Below are 16,862 nucleotides of genomic sequence, written 5' to 3' on the forward strand. Positions count from 1 at the left end.
AGCAAACTCCTTTTGGCCTGAAAATGCGCTTCAGGTTAATCCAACCCCATGTGCCAGAGAATGACGCAAATGTGTAGCGCAATGGAATACCAGAGCTCCAACTTGCTGAAATCTGTTTTTTTGATACCTAAACGGTTGAAATTCCCCGCTTGTGCACCGTCTCTGGACAAATGGGGTTTGACTAGTGAGGCCCCGGCACGCGATGGTGGCAAAAAACAAGGGGGAAGATCATGATAGCGGCACAACAAATGGTTGGGTGGGGCTGAATGCAGCCTTTGCTATCAGTAGGAAATCTCAGCATTGGCTTTGGCGCTGGTGAGCCCGTGGTTCGTGACGTCAGTTTTCAGGTGAACCCTGGTGAGACGCTGGCGCTGGTTGGCGAAAGTGGCTCAGGCAAAACAGTGACCTGTCGGGCCGTTTTGCGGATTCTGCCACGCGCTGCTCGTATTCATTCTGGCACCGTCCGATTGAATGGCAGCAACGGCGTGCAAGAGCTAACAACACTCAGCGAACGTCAAATGCGAAACGTGCGCGGCAATACAATCTCGATGATCTTTCAAGAGCCGATGCGATCACTGTCGCCGCTACACCGGATTGGCAATCAGGTCTCCGAAGTGCTGTGGCTACATGGACGAACCCGAGAAGCCGCAGCCCGTAAAGAAGTGCTGGAGTGTTTTGAGCGTGTCGGTTTCCCAGACCCAGAACGCGCCTACAAGTCTTATCCGTTTGAACTGTCCGGCGGTATGCGTCAGCGCGCAATGATTGCCATGGCCATGGTCGCTAAACCTGACTTGTTGATCGCGGACGAGCCAACAACTGCACTGGATGTCACGACGCAGGCCCAAGTCCTGGGGCTGATGAAAGAACTGCAACGCGACACAGGTATGGCGATGATCCTGGTCACCCATGATCTGGGCGTTGTGGCCAATATGGCCGAACAAGTTGTGGTGATGCACAAAGGCCAAGTGATGGAGTCCGGAGCAGCCGAACCCCTGTTACGCTCGCCTGCCCATGCCTACACTCAGCAGCTATTTGACGCTGCACCAGCCATCCCGGCCAATCCAGTGAACGCACCAGAGCTGCCACTGGACGATCTGATCCTGCAGATGAAATCCGTCTCAAAAACCTATTCAATGCGCGCAGGCAAAAGCTGGAAGGCTGAGACCAAAATCCACGCCTGCCGCGGCGTCGACTTTTCGCTACAACGCGGTAAGACATTGGCGATTGTAGGCGAAAGTGGCTCGGGGAAAACCACTGCTGCACGGATTGCTTTGGGCGCAGAGCTGCCCGACGAGGGTGGCGAAGTACTGTTTCGCGCCACATCACAATCCAATCCCATTGGCGTACATCACATGTCGCGCGCTGCCCGCACTGCGTTCCAGCGCGAAGCGCAGATGGTGTTTCAGGATCCCTATTCATCCCTGTCACCACGGATGCGGATTCTTGACGCGCTGGTTGAACCCCTTGATATCCATGGTATCGGTTCCAAGCTCGAACGCCGCGACCAGGCGGCTGATATGCTGAGATTGGTGGGGCTTGATCCGGATATGCTGCAACGCTATCCGCATGCCTTTTCCGGTGGTCAGCGCCAGAGATTGTCAATTGCCCGGGCGCTGATGTTAGACCCGTCGCTGTTGGTTTGTGACGAGCCGACTTCGGCCTTGGACGTCTCTGTGCAAGAACAAATCCTTCAATTGCTGGAAGACATCCGTGACCGTAAAAATCTGTCTTATCTGTTCATCAGTCACGATCTCGCTGTCGTCGCCCGGATAGCGGACGAAGTGGCCGTGATGCGGGCCGGACTGGTGGTTGAACAAGCGCCGCCGGACACATTATTCCACAACCCAAAACACCCCTACACCAAAGCATTGATTGCTGCTCAGCCCGAGCCGGACATTGACCGGCCTATTGATCTCAAATTGGTGGCCCTGGGTGCTGGCTCGCCCGAAAGCTGGCCCGATCATTTTCGTTTTTCCGACACCGAGATACCGTCATTGGTACAGGTGGAACCCGGACATAAGGTACGTTGCCATGTTTAATTTCCCAAAATCAATTTGTGCACTGGCCGTTGCGGCGCTGATGACCCCGCTAAGCAGCTTAGCGGCACCCGATGTGCAAGAAAGTGACTTCTGGAGTCAGGAAGTAGATGCCGGCAATCTGCCCCCCGCCGCTGATCGCGTCCCCGAAGTACCGCTTATGGTCGACCTGGCCGCGCGAGATCGCACTCCGGGGGTACAGGGTGGCACTCTGAACACCATGATCACGCGTTCCAAAGACATTCGTCAAATGGTGGTTTATGGCTATGCCCGGCTCGTCGGGTATGATGCCAATTACGAACTGCGCCCCGATCTGTTGATGTCGTTTGAAAACGAGGACAACCGCCGCTTCACCCTGAACCTGCGCCCCGGCCACCGTTGGTCCAACGGCGACGCTTTTACCTCGGCAGATTTTGAATACTGGTGGAATGATGTTGCCAACAATACCCTTCTCAGCCCCACCGGACCGCCAGATTTTCTGCGCATCGAAGGCGAGTTGCCCCGCGTCAGTTTCCCCGACCCGCAGACTGTTATCTATGAATGGGACAACCCTAACCCCAACTTTCTGCAAAGTCTGGCACAGGCCCGCCCGCCCTTTATTTTCCGCCCGTCGGAGTTCCTGAAAAAGTATCACGCTGATTACGCCGATCCGGAGCAGCTGGCGTTCGAAGTGGATGATGCCCGTGTCAAAAGCTGGGCCGCACTGCACAACAGACGCGACAACATGTACAAGTTCGACAACCACGAACTGCCAACTTTGCAGCCCTGGATGAACTCCACCTCGGGCAAGAAAATTCGGCACATGTTCGTGCGCAACCCCTACTATCACCGCATCGATAAGAACGGCGTCCAGCTGCCTTACATTGACGTGGTCGAAATGGAGATCGTGTCTGGCGGACTGGTCGCCGCCAAATCCAACGCAGGCGAGGCTGACTTGCAGGCGCGCGGCCTGGGCTTTCGCGATATCGCTATCTTGCGCAAAGGTGAGGCAGATGGTGGCAACTATGAAACCTACCTTTGGGGCACTGGCACCGCATCACAAATCGCCATCTATCCCAATCTGAACGTAAATGACGATACTTGGCGCGCAGTGCTCCGCGATGTCCGGGTCCGCCGCGCCCTGTCGTTGGCTATCAACCGCGACTCCATCAACAAGGCTCTGTACTTCAAGCTTGCCAAACCAGGCGCCATGTCTGTGCTCGAAAGCAGCCCTTTCTTTGATGCCGACTTGCGTGCAGCTTGGGCCTCTTGGGATCCGGAAATGGCCAACAGCCTACTGGACGAAGCCGGCCTGACCGAAAAAGACAAGTACGGCATCCGCAAGCTGCCCGATGGGCGCCCAATGGAGTTTGTGATCGAGACCGCCGGGGAACGTCAAGAGGTTGAAAACGCCCTGCAGATCATCACGGATGACTGGCGTGATGTTGGTGTCAAACTGATCATGCGCCCGCTGGACCGTGACATTCTACGCAACCGGGTATTCTCTGGCACCTCCATGGCTTCGGTCTGGTTCGGCTGGGACAACGGGCTACCGCAGTCTTATACCTCTCCTTCCTATTTGGCGCCAACCGATCAAGTCTTTCTGGCATGGCCTAAATGGGGTCAGTTCTATCAGACCGGTGGAGAAGCAGGCGAAACACCAGACTTACCCGAAGCCCAGCGGTTGATGGAGCTGTTCCACAATTGGGAAATCGCCACTTCGGATGCGGAACGCACAGCAGCTTGGGAAGAAATGCTCAAGATCCACTCGGAACAGGTTTATGGTATCGGTATTCTGGCCGGCGCGCCGCAACCCGTTGTGGTCAACAAGAATCTGCGCAACGTCCCAACCAAAGGCATCTGGGCCTGGGAACCGGGGGCTCACTTTGGCGTCCACCGTCCGGATGAGTTTTTCTTTGAGGGTGGTGACGGCTGATGGAGATCCTGCGCTACGCGATCTACCGGTTTGGCACCATGCTGCTAACGCTGCTGGTGGTGTCGGTGATGGTCTTTGCCATCATCAACCTGCCACCCGGTGACTATCTCAGCAACCAGATCGCCGAGCTGCGGGCCTCGGGACAATCGGCAGGCGTGGCCAAGGCCGAATTCCTACGCACAGAATATGCACTCGACCGTCCGCTTTATCAGCAATACCTGATCTGGGTTGGCTTCATCCCCGGCCCGCACGGCTTTTCCGGCTTGATCCAGGGAAATTTTGGCTGGTCGTTTGAGTTTGACCAACCGGTCGCCGAAATCGTTGGTGACAGCCTATGGCTGACTGTGCTTGTCAATCTGGCTGCGGTTCTGTTTGTCTACCTTGTCGCATTGCCGCTAGGTGTCATCGCCGCCGCGCGATCCCGCACATGGGTTGACTACACCTCGGCCTTTGTCGGCTATCTTGGGCTTGCGACCCCCAACTTTCTTCTGGCGCTGATCCTGTTCTACTATGGGCACAAGTATTTCGACCTGCCCATTGGCGGTTTGATGGACCCGATCTACGAAGGCGAACCGCTTAGTTGGGACAAAACCAAGTCGATTCTGATCCACCTGATTGTTCCCACCTTTGTCATTGGTACATCCGGTGCCGCCGCCATGATGCAACGCCTGCGTGCCAACCTTCTGGATGAGCTGGGCAAGCCTTATGTGGAAACAGCTGTGGCCAAAGGCATGGCCCCGGCCCGGATGTTGACCAAATACCCGCTGCGCATGGCTTTTAATCCCTTTGTCGCCGACATCGGGAACCTGCTGCCTTCGATGGTTTCCGGTTCTGTTTTGGTCTCGGTGGTGCTGGGCCTGCAAACCATCGGCCCCACACTGCTGACCGCGCTTAAAACACAGGACCTGTTCCTGTCGGCCTTTGTGCTGATGTTCGTCGCCTTGCTGACGCTGATGGGCACAATGATTTCAGACGTGCTGCTGGTGCTGCTCGATCCCCGCATTCGATATGAGGGGCGTGAGACATGACCGAACTTCCTGATGGTCGCTTTGTCGACGACGCCCCTTATGACGCCAACGTTTCGCTGCAACAGCTCGAGCGCACAGATCTGGACGCCCCCAACTGGGTGCTGATCTGGCGCCAGTTCAAGACCCATAAGCTGGGCCTGATCTCGGGCATCTTCCTCCTGGTCAGCTATCTAATGCTGCCCTTTGCGGGCTTCATCGCGCCTTACACCGCCAACGAACGCCACCCCGATCATCTCTATTCGCCGCCCCAGTCGATCAACTTCTTCCACGAAGGTGAGTTTATCGGCCCCTACATCTATCCGATGACGTCCGAGGCCAATCTGGAAACCTTCCAGTGGGAGTTCGTGCCGGATACCGACAACCCCGCCAAGCTTGAGTTCTTTTGCGAGGGCAAGGAATACGGGCTGGCTGGCTTCATCCCGACCAACACCCACCTGTTCTGCGCCCCCGGTGATGCCACAATTTTCCTTTGGGGCTCTGACCGGTTGGGACGCGACGTGTTCAGCCGGATTTTATACGGCGCACAATTGTCCCTGACCGTGGGCATCATCGGCATCACCGTGTCGTTCCTGCTGGGTATCACCTTTGGATCAATAGCCGGATACTTCGGTGGTCGAATTGATTGGTGCGTCAACCGGGTGATTGAAATTCTGCGCTCGCTGCCAGAGCTGCCACTCTGGTTAGCCCTATCCGCAGCGGTGCCATCAAACTGGGGACCAGTGGCGGTGTTCTTCATCATCTCGGTGATCCTCGGCATTCTGGACTGGCCCGGCTTAGCCCGTTCCGTACGCGCCAAGTTCCTGTCGCTACGCGAAGAGGAATATGTCCGCGCCGCCGAAATGATGGGGGCCAGCCCCGGTCGGGTCATCCGCAAACACATGCTGCCCAATTTCATGTCACATCTGATTGCATCAGCGACCCTGTCGATTCCGGCAATGATCCTTGGCGAAACAGCGCTGTCTTTCCTTGGCCTCGGCCTGCGGGCGCCGGCGGTAAGTTGGGGGGTGATGCTGAATGACGCCCAGAACCTCGCCTCAATCGAGATCTACCCCTGGACCGCCATCCCAATGCTACCGATCATTATCGTGGTTTTGGCCTTCAACTTCCTTGGCGATGGGCTGCGCGACAGTCTTGACCCGTACCAGCATTGACCCTGCTGCGCACCCTACCTGACCCTGCGACCTACAAGGTTACCGGGTCAGGCCAACTTCCCAGCGCCTTTGCGGTGACAGAGCTGGCCACGGCCTCGCTGGCTGCAGTCGGATCAGAACTGGCTGGGCTGATACGGGCTCTGGACCTTGCCAAACAGCAACCGCAGATCACGGTTCATCAGCGCCTCGCATCGCTGTGGTATGGCTACAGCTTCCGTCCCAGCGGGTGGGACATGCCCAGCCTTTGGGACGCCATCGCCGGTAACTATCAATGCGCTGACGGCTGGATACGCCTACACACCAACCTGCCCCATCACCGTGCCGCGGCTTTACAGGTGCTTGATTGCGCAAATACCCGGGATGCCGTGACCACCGCAGTGCGCAAATGGCAAGGGGACGCATTGGAAGGCGCCATTGTCGACGGTGGTGGTGTTGCTGCCGCCATGCGCTCCCAGTCTGATTGGCTGACGCACGCTCAAGGTCAGGCCGTCACCTCAGACCCCTTGATCGACTGGGTAGCGCCACGCACAGTCGCCATGCGCCCCCGACCGCAAGCCACCGCAGAACGACCATTGGCTGGGCTGCGCGTGCTTGACCTGACTCGTGTTCTGGCCGGCCCGATTGCAACCCGAACTCTGGCTGGGTTTGGCGCAGAGGTGCTGCGGATTGATCCGCCCGGCTGGGATGAACCGGGCGTTATCCCCGATATTTCGCTGGGCAAACGTTGCACCTATCTTGATCTGTGCCATGCACAGGACCGCCGCACATTTGAAACCCTTCTGGCCAATGCCGACGTGTTGGTGCATGGCTACCGCCCCGGCGCACTTGATGGGTTGGGCTATGATCTGGAAGCCCGCGGTCAACTGGCTCCGAACCTGATTGAGGTCACCCTGAATGCCTATGGCTGGAGTGGGCCTTGGGCAAACCGACGTGGTTTTGACAGCTTGGTCCAGATGAGCAGCGGCATTGCGGAGGCCGGGCGTCGCTGGTCCGGTTCCGACATCCCGACACCGCTACCGGTACAGGCGTTGGATCACGCAACCGGGTACCTGATGGCCGCTACTGTCCTGTCTGCCCTGACCGCCGCCACTCAAGGAAACCCAGTACCTCAGGCGCGCCTGTCGCTTGCGCGCACTGCTACATTGCTGGCTGATCTGTCAAAAGATGCGGTAGGCTCGGATATCACCTCCGCGCAGAATAGTGACTTTGCGGCCCTGCCCGAACACAGTGGCTGGGGGATTGGTCAGCGCCTGACCGCCCCACTGTCGCTGTCCACAACCTCGATGTCATGGGACCTTCCCGCCAGCCAACTCGGCACATCCGGCGCAATCTGGCTCTGACGCGCTGCGGCCTAGCCGCAGCGCCATGCCCAACGTCAAACGGGCCGCGACAGCGGCCCAGTGCGACGGCGGGAGCGTTTGGGTGTTTGAAAGCGGCTAGCGGTCGTCGCCAGCCCCACCACCTTCGTCCAACAGATCCCCATCCATCGCAGCTTGCACCGCACCGGTTACCGCCTCTTTCTGTTTCTGGTTCAGATCTTCGGGTTTACCTTCAGCCAGGCGTACAGTGACCTCGCGGTGGGCAAAATGGATATCCTCGCGCTCGAACAATTGACGGATTTCTTCGTAGACCTTTTTGCGCACCAGCCATTGATCCCCCGGTTTGGTCATGAATTTGACCCGGATGATCATCGCAGAGTCCTGCATTTCAATCACGCCCTGCGATTTCAGGGGTTGGATAAAGTTATCACCAATCACCGGATCGTTCAGCAGTTCTTTGCCTAGTTTCTTGATCAGCTTACGCACTTTTTCGACATCGGTGTCATAGGTCACCCGCAGCGGCAACTTCATGATCACCCAGTCACGGGAATAGTTGGTCAACACCCGGATTTCACCAAAGGGAATGGTCTGCAACGCGCCCAGATGGTGCCGCAGCTGGAACGACCGGACCGAGATCTTTTCAACCGTGCCCTTCACATCGCCAATGTCGATGTATTCCCCTTTGCGGAACGCATCATCGACCAGAAAGAATGCGCCTGAGAAGATGTCGCGCACCAGAGTCTGCGAACCAAAGCCGATGGCCAGACCAACCACACCCGCACCCGCAAACAGCGGGCTGACGTTGATGCCCAGCTCCAGCAGCACAATCAGGCCAATGGAAACCACAACCACCGCCAGAATTGCCCCCCGAAACAACGGCAGCAGTGTTGCCAACCGGCTGGCTCCTGTTTCGCCCCCCTCATCGCCGAGTTCACCATCCTCCGTATCGACGGTCTCTTCCGCGATCTTGCTGTCGATCCAGATCCGGAACAGGTGATAGATGATATAGCCGATGAACAGAATAGAGATAACATCCGTTACTCTTTCACCAACCGAGTCAGCCATCCAGTTCACATCTGGATTCCAAACCCGGATCAGTGCAAAGCCACCGACCACAAAAGCCAGAATACCTGCCACCCGGCGCGCCAGATCCTCAAAGGTGGCAATCGGATGCACCGGACGGGCTGGCCGTATATCATCATCTATGGGCATCATTTCCATGCCCTCGGCCTCGGCCAGTTCCTCGTTCAACTGTTGCACCTGACGCGACCGATCAAAGAAGCGTTCGATCACATAGTTTATGACCCCGTAAACAATCAGGATCAACGTCAGCACCATATAGGTTCCCACCATCAGTGGGATCGGTGCTTCGCGTTCCAGCACCAGATCAAACGCCAGGTTCAGCCAGCCAAACATCATATAGGCCATCACAAGTGGGGCCCAGATGGTGCTTAACCCCTGCACCAGCCAGCTACATTCAGCCTTTGGCTTCCCGGCGCGGATCGCATTGGTAATGGCGCGGGCATTGAAAAGCACCATTGCCAGATTGCCGATGGTTGCGACCAGGGTCAGCACACCATGCACCAATGCATACAAATTGTAGTTCAAGCCAAAATCACCAACCCAGGTGGCAAACAGGATCGAACAAATATCATAGGTCGCCAAAATGGAGGCCCAAAGATACAGGCGTCTGGCGTCACGGTCTGAGAAAACCGGAATACGGTACTGGCTAAGATAGGGTGAAAGCACCATGCGCCACAGGTCCGACGCGGTGCAGGCCAGGAAATAGGCTGTGTAAACCGCTGTAACAGTAAATTTAACCGAGCTGTCCTCGGCGGGGCCAAAAATTAGATAGCCCGCCAGCCCCGCAAAAATCATCGCAAAGATGGTGGCTCCCATCCCCATGACAAATCGAAACACCAAGAATGGCATTTTATCGCGATAGCCTTCGGGGTCGGCTTTGACCCGCCCGACAACCAAACGCTTGGCGATCCGTTTGCCGTAGATCTCAATTGAGAGCCAACGACCAATCAACAGCAGAAACACAGACCAGCCCAAGATCTCCAGATAGGTTCGAATGCGTCCGTCCGGGCTGGTCTGTTTCAGAATATACGCTACTTCCACTTTGGCATAGGGTAAGGCTGCCAACCTGCTGCGCAGCTCTTGACGGAACTTGTCGACTTCGGATTGCACCTGCATCAACGCAGATGGCCCCCCCATCCCATCCGCCGACTCGTCTGCCGCCTGATCCTCGACACTGCCGCCAACCAACTGACCTCGACCATCCAGAACAATAACACCAACGCCACTGTCGGCGGCCAGTTCGATCGCCTTGGCCAGTGCTTCGGCGCTGCTGGCGTCATCGCTTTGTGCAGCCAGGGGTGAGGCCAGCGGAACTGCCAGCATCAATGCCAGCAAGCCGCTCAACAGAAACCGAAAAAACAAATGTGTCATGGGAAAGATGGTCCTCGGGTGATTTGTGCAAAAATAGCCCAGCCGAGGCAGCAGCGCAAACCCAACGACCATACGCAACTTTGTGCATTGTTGACCCCCGGCTGATTGCATGTTTTTTGCGCGCAGGCTATACATTTTGTGTTCGCGAGCCTCCGGGCGCGGAGGTCCGTCTGCAACGCAATTTGCAACCGGGTGTTCCGCAGGGACGCGCGAAAAAACATGGACCGTGCCTGACCCCAATTTTGGGAGCTGGCTGCGCAACCTGAGGCGAACAATGGCCGAGCAGACAAGGGGTTTCCCTTCACCGCATCTGGCGCCGCTATGGGCGGTGCACCGACTCGCGCGGCCTGCCTTCTATTGCATTGCCGCAGGCCAAAATAGCCCTGTCGCGATCTTACTTATTGACCCATCCGCTCAGGCTCGACCATGACAGTTCAAACTCCCACCATCTCGCCCGCGACCAACGATTCACGCCCGCCCCGGGTGATGCTGTACAGCCATGACACATTTGGCCTGGGCCACCTGCGCCGGTCCCGCGCACTGGCCGGAGCCATCACCGCCGCTGACCCTAACGCCTCCGCCCTGATCCTGACCGGCTCTCCCGTGGCTGGTCGGTTTGCCTTTCCCACCCGCGTAGACCACGTGCGCCTGCCCGGCGTTATCAAACGCTCGGACGGGTCTTATGCCTCCCGCACCATGGGGATGAGCATTGATGAAACCACAGACCTGCGTGCTGGACTGATCCGCTCGACCGCCGAGCAATATGACCCCGACATCCTGATTGTTGACAAAGAACCAACCGGCTTTCGCGGAGAGCTACTGCCAACGCTGGACCTGCTTAAATCGCGTGGTCGCGCGCGGCTGGTGTTAGGACTGCGCGACGTGCTGGACGAACCCGATGTTCTCGCCGCCGAGTGGCAGCGCAAAGGCGCGATTCCGGCCACCGAAGGCTTCTATGACGAACTTTGGGTCTATGGGCTGCGCTCGATTTACAACCCAACATCCGGGCTTGACCTCAGCCCAGATGTTCAGGCTCGCACTCATTACACCGGTTATCTGCGCCGCGATCTTGGCACTTTGGGCGAACCACCCGAGCAACCCTATATTCTGATCACACCGGGCGGCGGCGGCGATGGCGCTGCAATGGTGGATCTGGTGTTGGCCGCCTATGAACGCGACCCAGATCTGAACCCACGCGCTGTTCTGGTCTATGGGCCGTTCCTGTCCGGTGACACCCGCGAGCAATTCGAAACCCGTGTCGCCCAACTGAATGGACGGGTCACTGCCGTAGGATTTGAATCCAAGATCGAAACCCTGTTTGCCGGAGCGCAGAGTGTGGTCTGCATGGGGGGGTACAACACCTTCTGCGAAGTGCTCTCGTTTGACAAGCCCGCAGTCATCGTGCCGCGCACCACGCCACGTCTGGAGCAATGGATCCGTGCAAGCCGTGCTGAGCAGTTGGGCCTGATTGCGATGCTGGACGAAGACCGCGATGGCATGACCGCTGACTCGATGATCCGCGCCATTCGGGCACTGGATCAGCAAAAGCCACCTTCAGCGGCCATATCAGATGGGCTGCTTGACGGGTTGGACTATGTCACCAACCGTGTCGCAAGCCTGCTTGCCAGTGCCCAACAAGAGACGACAGAATGAGCAATACATCTCCGCCGCTAGCGGTTTTGGTCAAGGGCTGGCCTCGCCTGTCCGAAACATTTATCGCGCAGGAACTTGTCGCGCTGGAAGCAGCCGGACATAGTTTTGAGATCTGGTCACTCCGTCATCCCACCGACGTCAAACGCCATCCGTTACATGACCAGTTGCAGGCACAGGTAAATTACCTGCCCGAATATCTGTATCAGGAACCGGACCGGGTCTGGCGTGCACGAAATGTAGCGCAGACCCTGCCCGGCTATGCCGAGGCCTACCGGATCTGGCGCACCGACCTGAAACGCGACCCCTCCCATAACCGCATTCGCCGCTTTGGGCAGGCCTGTGTCCTGGCAGCTGAAATGCCGGATGCAGTGCTGGGCATGTACGCGCATTTCCTTCACACGCCGTCATCGGTTGCACGCTACGCCGCTATCATACGCGGATTGCCATGGAGCTTCTCAGCCCATGCCAAAGACATCTGGACCTCACCCGATTGGGAGATTTCGGAAAAGCTGTCCAGCGCCCATCACGGCGCGGCCTTTGGAGCAACCTGCACCGGGTTTGGCGCCAAACATCTGCAAGAGATGTCGGACGATCCAACCCGCGTTGACCTGATTTACCACGGCCTTGATCTAAGCCGATTTCCCGCCGCGCCGGATCGGGTCTGGCGCAAGGCGGGTGATCCGCTGCATCTGATGTCAGTCGGGCGTCTGGTTGAGAAAAAGGGCTTTGACAACTTAATTGCCGCACTCGCCTTGCTGCCCGAGGGATTGGATTGGCACTGGACCCATATTGGCGGCGGTGACCTGAAGGTGCCTCTTGAAGACATGGCCATAAGGGCTGGGATCAATCACCGGATCAACTGGCGCGGCGCCTGTGACCAGCCCGAGGTGATTGCCGCCATGCGCGCAGCTGATCTGTTTGTCCTGCCCAGTCGCATCGCCAGTGATGGGGATCGAGATGGGTTGCCCAACGTGCTGATGGAGGCGGCGTCGCAGCGCCTGCCAATCCTGTCCACCGCAGTATCAGCAATCCCAGAATTCATCACCACAGGCACCCACGGATTGCTGTCAGATGATGCGCCCGAATGCCTGGCTGAAGCCATGCTGCAAATTGCACGGCATCCGGATCAGGCGGCTGAGATGGCTGAGGCGGCATTGTCCCGGCTGAAATGTGAATTTGGTATGAGCCCCGGCATCACCCGCCTGTCCCAACGTCTGACTGCGATGCTGGCAGGCCAATGATCACAGGGGCGGGCCGACGGGTTGCCTTTTATGCGCCCCTGAAATCGCCGCACCACCCGGTACCGTCGGGTGACCGGGAAATGGCACGCAATTTGATGGCCATTGTTGCTGCAGGCGGCGCATCTGTTGATCTGGTTTCCGAGCTGAAAATCTATGACAAGCAAGGGGACCGCGCGTTGCAAGAGGATCTGCGCGCGCAGGCAAAAACTGAAGCCGATCGTCTGATCCATACCCTGCCAGACATGGATCTTTGGGTCACCTATCACAACTACTACAAGGCCCCAGATCTTATTGGCCCCATCGTGGCCCATACCCGCAAAATCCCCTATGTACAGATCGAAAGCACCCGCGCCACCAGTCGGTTATCCGGGCCGTGGGCCGGGTTCGCCACCTCCGCCCATAGGTCCTGTGATGCGGCTGATGTGATCTTCTATCTGACAGCCAATGACCTGATCACCTTGAAACGTGAGCGTTTTGAAAACCAGAACTTGGTGCATTTCCCACCCTTCCTGCCAGCAAAAACGCTTCCGTCGGCGGCCCGTTTGACAGGTCCTATGTTGACCGCAGGCATGATGCGCAGCGGCGACAAACTGGCCTCATACCAGATCATCGCCAAGACCCTTGTGCATCTAACCGGAGACTGGTCCTTGCAGATTGCCGGCGACGGGCCAGCCCGTGCCGAGGTCGAAACACTGATGGCCCCGTTTGGCACGCGCGTTACCTTTCTCGGCCAGCTGGACCGCATACAGATGGCAGCGGCCTACGACAGAGCCAGCCTTTTCCTGTGGCCAGGCGTAAACGAGGCCTTTGGCATGGTCTACCTCGAGGCCCAAGGCCACGGATTGCCGGTTGTAGCGCAGGATCGGCCGGGCCTGCGGGATGTATTACTGCCCGGCACCTACCCAACACCCGAGGATGGCCCAAAGGCGTTGGCCCATCAAATTACTGGCCTTCTGACCGATCCGGCCCTGCGTGCCAGCCTTGGCACAGCCGCGCGTAGGATGATATCCAAGACTCATTTGGCACCTGCCGCAACTGCGCGGTTTTGGTCTGCCGTTACCCCCCTTCTGGAGGCTACCACATGATCCGCCTTGCTCTTTTGCGCCATGGTCACACTCACTGGAACCGCGCAGGCCGCATTCAGGGCCGCAGTGATATTCCACTGGATGATGAGGCTCGCGCTGACCTTGCTGCCTTTGCGCTGCCCGCGCCGTGGGATCACGCGGACCTGTGGTCCAGCCCCCTGATGCGCGCAGCGGAAACCGCCCGCATTGTGTCAGATCGCGAACCACAAACCGCGCCGGCCTTGACTGAAATGTTTTGGGGAGACTGGGAAGGCTCCCATGGGCTGGACCTAAAGGCGGACCCCAACAGCGGGTTTCGCGATATTGAACAATGGGGCTGGGACTATCGTCCGCCAAATGGGGAAACGCCGGGAGAGGTCTGGGCGCGTATCTCCCCTTGGGTTGCCAGCCTGCAACGTGACACCGTCGCAGTTTGCCACATTGGCATTATGCGGATGATCCTAGCGCGTGCCTATGGCTGGAACTTTGACGGCCCCGCCCCCTTCAGAATCAAGCGCAACCGGCTGTTTGTTGTCGAAATCGATGGTGACACTCTGACCCCCCTCGCAGAACCAGTGCGTCTGACGAAGCGTACAGCCGCCGTATGAAAGTTCTGATTGCTGTAACCCACCTGTTAGGCACCGGCCATCTCAGCCGGGCGCTGACGCTGGGCCGCGCCTTTGCTGACGCGGGACATCAGGTCCGTGTGGCCTCAGGTGGGTTTCCAGCAGCACAGCTAAACACGGACGAGGTTGAGCTGTTGCAACTGCCACCCCTGCGATCTGACGGAGTGGATTTCACCCGACTGCTGGATGAGACCGGAACGGTCACAGAAGCCGCATATTATGCCCGGCGGCAGACCGCCCTTTGTGCAGCGCTCTCTGACATGCAGCCGGATATACTGATCACTGAATTATACCCCTTTGGACGGCGCAGTCTCGCTGCCGAGTTTCAGGCATTGCTGCGAACAGCCCATGCGCAGCCCCGTCGCCCGGTGGTGCTGGCATCAATCCGCGATATTCTGGCACCACCTTCTAAGCCCAAAAAGGCCACACAAGCAGACGCGATGATCGCCGAGTTCTACGACGCGGTGCTGGTCCATTCGGACCCGGTCGCCACCCGGCTGGAAGTCAGTTGGCCGGTCTCAGAAATGTTGCAAGCCAAGCTACGATACACAGGGTACGTTGCCCCACCCGCTGCGATGCCTCATCCGCAGAATGCTGGGCGTGGCGAAGTTTTGGTCAGCGCCGGTGGCGGCAGCGTCGGCGATGCGCTGTTTGAAACCGCATTGCTTGCTGCCGCGCAGATGGCGGATATCCCGTGGCGTCTGTTGGTTGGTGGCAGCGATGCGACCGACCGGATCGCACGCCTAACCGCCAAGGGATCACCTGCAGTCATCGAAGCCGCCCGCCCTGACTTCCGCCAGATGCTGCCACTCGCTGCGGCCTCAGTCAGTATGTGCGGCTACAATACGGCGCTGGATCTGCTTCAGGCTGGAACGCCATCTGTTCTGATCCCGTTTGATGCGGGTAAAGAGGTTGAGCAGGGATTGCGCGCTGAGAGCCTGTCGCCTCTGGACGGCATCGAAGTCTTGCGCAGCAGCGATCTGACACCAGCGAGCCTCTGCACAGCCCTTAACGCCGCCATAACATCCCCCCGCCGCGCGACAAATGAGCTGCAGTTTGACGGCGCTGCCCGTGCGGTTGAGATCTCCATAGGCATGGCCGAGGGCCGCGCATGAGTACTGACTGGGCCGCGTTGGATCAAGAATTGCAGACTTGGGTGGATCAGGGTCTGACATTGCCGCTGTGGTGGCGCGATGATGACGCGATTGCTCCCACCGCAGAACTGGATCAGCTGACCGCCCTCTCAACCAAACTGGGTCTGCCCGTACATCTGGCAGTGATCCCGAAGGGCGCAACCAAAACGCTTGCTCACTATCTGACTGAGACCACTCAGCTAATCCCGGTGGTGCATGGGTGGGCCCATCTCAGCCACGCTCCGAAGGGTGAGAAAAAGGCCGAATTTGGGGCGCATCGCCCGGTTGATGAGATCATAAAAGACGCCAGCCAGGGACTGAGCGACCTGCAGAAGTTGTTTGGGCCGGAACTGGTCCCGATGTTTGTGCCCCCCTGGAACCGGATCGCCGCCGAAGTGGTTCAGGAGCTTCCCGGCCTTGGCTTTACTGCGCTATCGACCTTTACCCCGCGCAAAGCTCCGCTCGCTGCCGAAGGGCTGGCGCAGATCAACACCCATGTGGACCCGATCCACTGGAAAGGCAGCCGCTCGGTGGTGCCGCCGCAACAGCTGCTGGATCAGGTAACCAAACAACTGAATGCCCGCCGCTTAGGACGGGCTGATAACACAGAACCCTATGGTATTCTGACCCATCATCTGGTTCATGACGCCAAGATCTGGCGCGTTACCGAAGCTCTGATCGCGCGCCTGATGGCTGGCCCTGCCCGCCCCTGGACCTTTGACACAAGGAATTTGATATGAGCCGACTGGATTCTATGCTCCGCCGCTTTACCGCCCAGCGCGATGGGCTGAATTGGGCTGCCGAACAGATATCAACGCAGGACGGAGATGTGTTGGATATGGGGCTGGGCAATGGCCGCACCTATGACCACTTACGTGAGGTCCTGCCTGAGCGTCGCGTTTGGGTGATCGACCGTGTTCTTCAATGCCACCCCTCTTGTGTACCTCCCAAGGAAAACTTCCTGCAAGGCGAGGCCGAGCCGATGATGGCACAACTAGCAGAACAGGGTCACAAAATGGCACTGGCACATTATGACTTTGGCTTTGGTGTGAAGGAAGAGGACGTCGCTGAAGCCGCGCGCCTGTCCCCCACCATCGCTGCCGTCATGGCACCGGGTGGGATCATTGTTTCAGGTCAGCCACTGGTGGGGTTTGAACCCCTGAAAGCACCTGAGAGCATTCCACCCGAGCGTTACCTGTTCTACAGGGCAGCCTAATCGCAGATCATCCCGCGCTGGCCCTC

Annotated in this window: 13 protein-coding genes; 12 read left to right on the top strand and 1 reads right to left on the bottom strand. The window is 58.1% G+C overall.

What is annotated here, in order from left to right; genetic code table 11:
• The first annotated feature begins 266 nt into the window (after positions 1-266).
• The 5 genes from GO984_RS04075 to GO984_RS04095 are packed head-to-tail and all read left to right on the top strand — an operon-like array spanning position 267 to position 7,470.
• Positions 267-2,039: an ABC transporter ATP-binding protein gene (locus GO984_RS04075; protein WP_157021303.1), complete on the top strand. Its 1,773-nt coding sequence runs from the start codon at positions 267-269 to the stop codon at positions 2,037-2,039.
• Positions 2,032-3,951: an ABC transporter substrate-binding protein gene (locus GO984_RS04080; protein ID WP_157021304.1), complete on the top strand. Its 1,920-nt coding sequence runs from the start codon at positions 2,032-2,034 to the stop codon at positions 3,949-3,951. Before GO984_RS04075 ends, GO984_RS04080 begins: the two co-directional genes overlap by 8 nt.
• Positions 3,951-4,979 carry an ABC transporter permease gene (locus GO984_RS04085; RefSeq protein WP_138161511.1) on the top strand — a complete coding sequence of 343 codons (1,029 nt, stop codon included), beginning with the start codon at positions 3,951-3,953 and terminating at the stop codon, positions 4,977-4,979. Before GO984_RS04080 ends, GO984_RS04085 begins: the two co-directional genes overlap by 1 nt.
• Positions 4,976-6,130, top strand: a complete 1,155-nt coding sequence (locus GO984_RS04090) for an ABC transporter permease (protein WP_157021305.1) — start codon at positions 4,976-4,978, stop codon at positions 6,128-6,130. The genes GO984_RS04085 and GO984_RS04090 overlap by 4 nt, the downstream gene beginning before the upstream one ends.
• Positions 6,127-7,470 carry a CoA transferase gene (locus tag GO984_RS04095; protein WP_157021306.1) on the top strand — a complete coding sequence of 448 codons (1,344 nt, stop codon included), beginning with the start codon at positions 6,127-6,129 and terminating at the stop codon, positions 7,468-7,470. The genes GO984_RS04090 and GO984_RS04095 overlap by 4 nt, the downstream gene beginning before the upstream one ends.
• A 96-nt stretch (positions 7,471-7,566) precedes the next feature.
• Here the strand turns inward: GO984_RS04095 and GO984_RS04100 are convergent, their stop codons facing one another.
• Complete coding sequence (locus GO984_RS04100) at positions 7,567-9,903, bottom strand: mechanosensitive ion channel family protein (protein WP_157021307.1); 2,337 nt, start codon at positions 9,901-9,903, stop codon at positions 7,567-7,569.
• A 426-nt stretch (positions 9,904-10,329) separates the two neighbouring features.
• On the opposite strand from GO984_RS04100, the gene GO984_RS04105 reads away from it, so the two are divergent.
• From GO984_RS04105 to GO984_RS04135, 7 genes are read left to right on the top strand one after another with little or no spacing between them, the layout of a single operon-like run.
• Positions 10,330-11,556, top strand: a complete 1,227-nt coding sequence (locus tag GO984_RS04105; RefSeq protein ID WP_245231002.1) for a glycosyltransferase family protein — start codon at positions 10,330-10,332, stop codon at positions 11,554-11,556.
• Complete coding sequence (locus tag GO984_RS04110; RefSeq protein ID WP_157021308.1) at positions 11,553-12,797, top strand: glycosyltransferase; 1,245 nt, start codon at positions 11,553-11,555, stop codon at positions 12,795-12,797. Before GO984_RS04105 ends, GO984_RS04110 begins: the two co-directional genes overlap by 4 nt.
• Complete coding sequence (locus GO984_RS04115) at positions 12,794-13,882, top strand: glycosyltransferase family 4 protein (RefSeq protein ID WP_157021309.1); 1,089 nt, start codon at positions 12,794-12,796, stop codon at positions 13,880-13,882. Before GO984_RS04110 ends, GO984_RS04115 begins: the two co-directional genes overlap by 4 nt.
• Positions 13,879-14,469, top strand: coding sequence for a histidine phosphatase family protein (locus tag GO984_RS04120; RefSeq protein ID WP_138161505.1), 591 nt, complete (start codon positions 13,879-13,881; stop codon positions 14,467-14,469). Before GO984_RS04115 ends, GO984_RS04120 begins: the two co-directional genes overlap by 4 nt.
• A complete protein-coding gene (locus GO984_RS04125) occupies positions 14,466-15,602 on the top strand; it encodes a glycosyltransferase family protein (protein WP_157021310.1) in 1,137 nt (378 codons plus the stop codon). The genes GO984_RS04120 and GO984_RS04125 overlap by 4 nt, the downstream gene beginning before the upstream one ends.
• Entirely contained in the window at positions 15,599-16,360 is a 762-nt protein-coding gene (locus GO984_RS04130; protein WP_157021311.1) for a polysaccharide deacetylase family protein, read from the top strand. The genes GO984_RS04125 and GO984_RS04130 overlap by 4 nt, the downstream gene beginning before the upstream one ends.
• Entirely contained in the window at positions 16,357-16,836 is a 480-nt protein-coding gene (locus tag GO984_RS04135) for a class I SAM-dependent methyltransferase (RefSeq protein WP_138161502.1), read from the top strand. Before GO984_RS04130 ends, GO984_RS04135 begins: the two co-directional genes overlap by 4 nt.
• Positions 16,837-16,862: the final 26 nt, after the last annotated feature.

The organism is Parasedimentitalea huanghaiensis (genome assembly GCF_009753675.1).
GTDB classification, from domain to species: domain Bacteria; phylum Pseudomonadota; class Alphaproteobacteria; order Rhodobacterales; family Rhodobacteraceae; genus Parasedimentitalea; species Parasedimentitalea huanghaiensis.

Coding starts and splice junctions, on each gene's coding strand:
- GO984_RS04115 (WP_157021309.1), top strand. CDS start 12,794: ATGATCACAGGGGCGGGCCGACGGGTTGCCTTTTATGCGCCCCTGAAA.
- GO984_RS04075 (WP_157021303.1), top strand. CDS start 267: ATGCAGCCTTTGCTATCAGTAGGAAATCTCAGCATTGGCTTTGGCGCT.
- GO984_RS04100 (WP_157021307.1), bottom strand. CDS start 9,903: ATGACACATTTGTTTTTTCGGTTTCTGTTGAGCGGCTTGCTGGCATTG.
- GO984_RS04110 (WP_157021308.1), top strand. CDS start 11,553: ATGAGCAATACATCTCCGCCGCTAGCGGTTTTGGTCAAGGGCTGGCCT.
- GO984_RS04080 (WP_157021304.1), top strand. CDS start 2,032: ATGTTTAATTTCCCAAAATCAATTTGTGCACTGGCCGTTGCGGCGCTG.
- GO984_RS04090 (WP_157021305.1), top strand. CDS start 4,976: ATGACCGAACTTCCTGATGGTCGCTTTGTCGACGACGCCCCTTATGAC.
- GO984_RS04120 (WP_138161505.1), top strand. CDS start 13,879: ATGATCCGCCTTGCTCTTTTGCGCCATGGTCACACTCACTGGAACCGC.
- GO984_RS04135 (WP_138161502.1), top strand. CDS start 16,357: ATGAGCCGACTGGATTCTATGCTCCGCCGCTTTACCGCCCAGCGCGAT.
- GO984_RS04125 (WP_157021310.1), top strand. CDS start 14,466: ATGAAAGTTCTGATTGCTGTAACCCACCTGTTAGGCACCGGCCATCTC.
- GO984_RS04085 (WP_138161511.1), top strand. CDS start 3,951: ATGGAGATCCTGCGCTACGCGATCTACCGGTTTGGCACCATGCTGCTA.
- GO984_RS04130 (WP_157021311.1), top strand. CDS start 15,599: ATGAGTACTGACTGGGCCGCGTTGGATCAAGAATTGCAGACTTGGGTG.
- GO984_RS04105 (WP_245231002.1), top strand. CDS start 10,330: ATGACAGTTCAAACTCCCACCATCTCGCCCGCGACCAACGATTCACGC.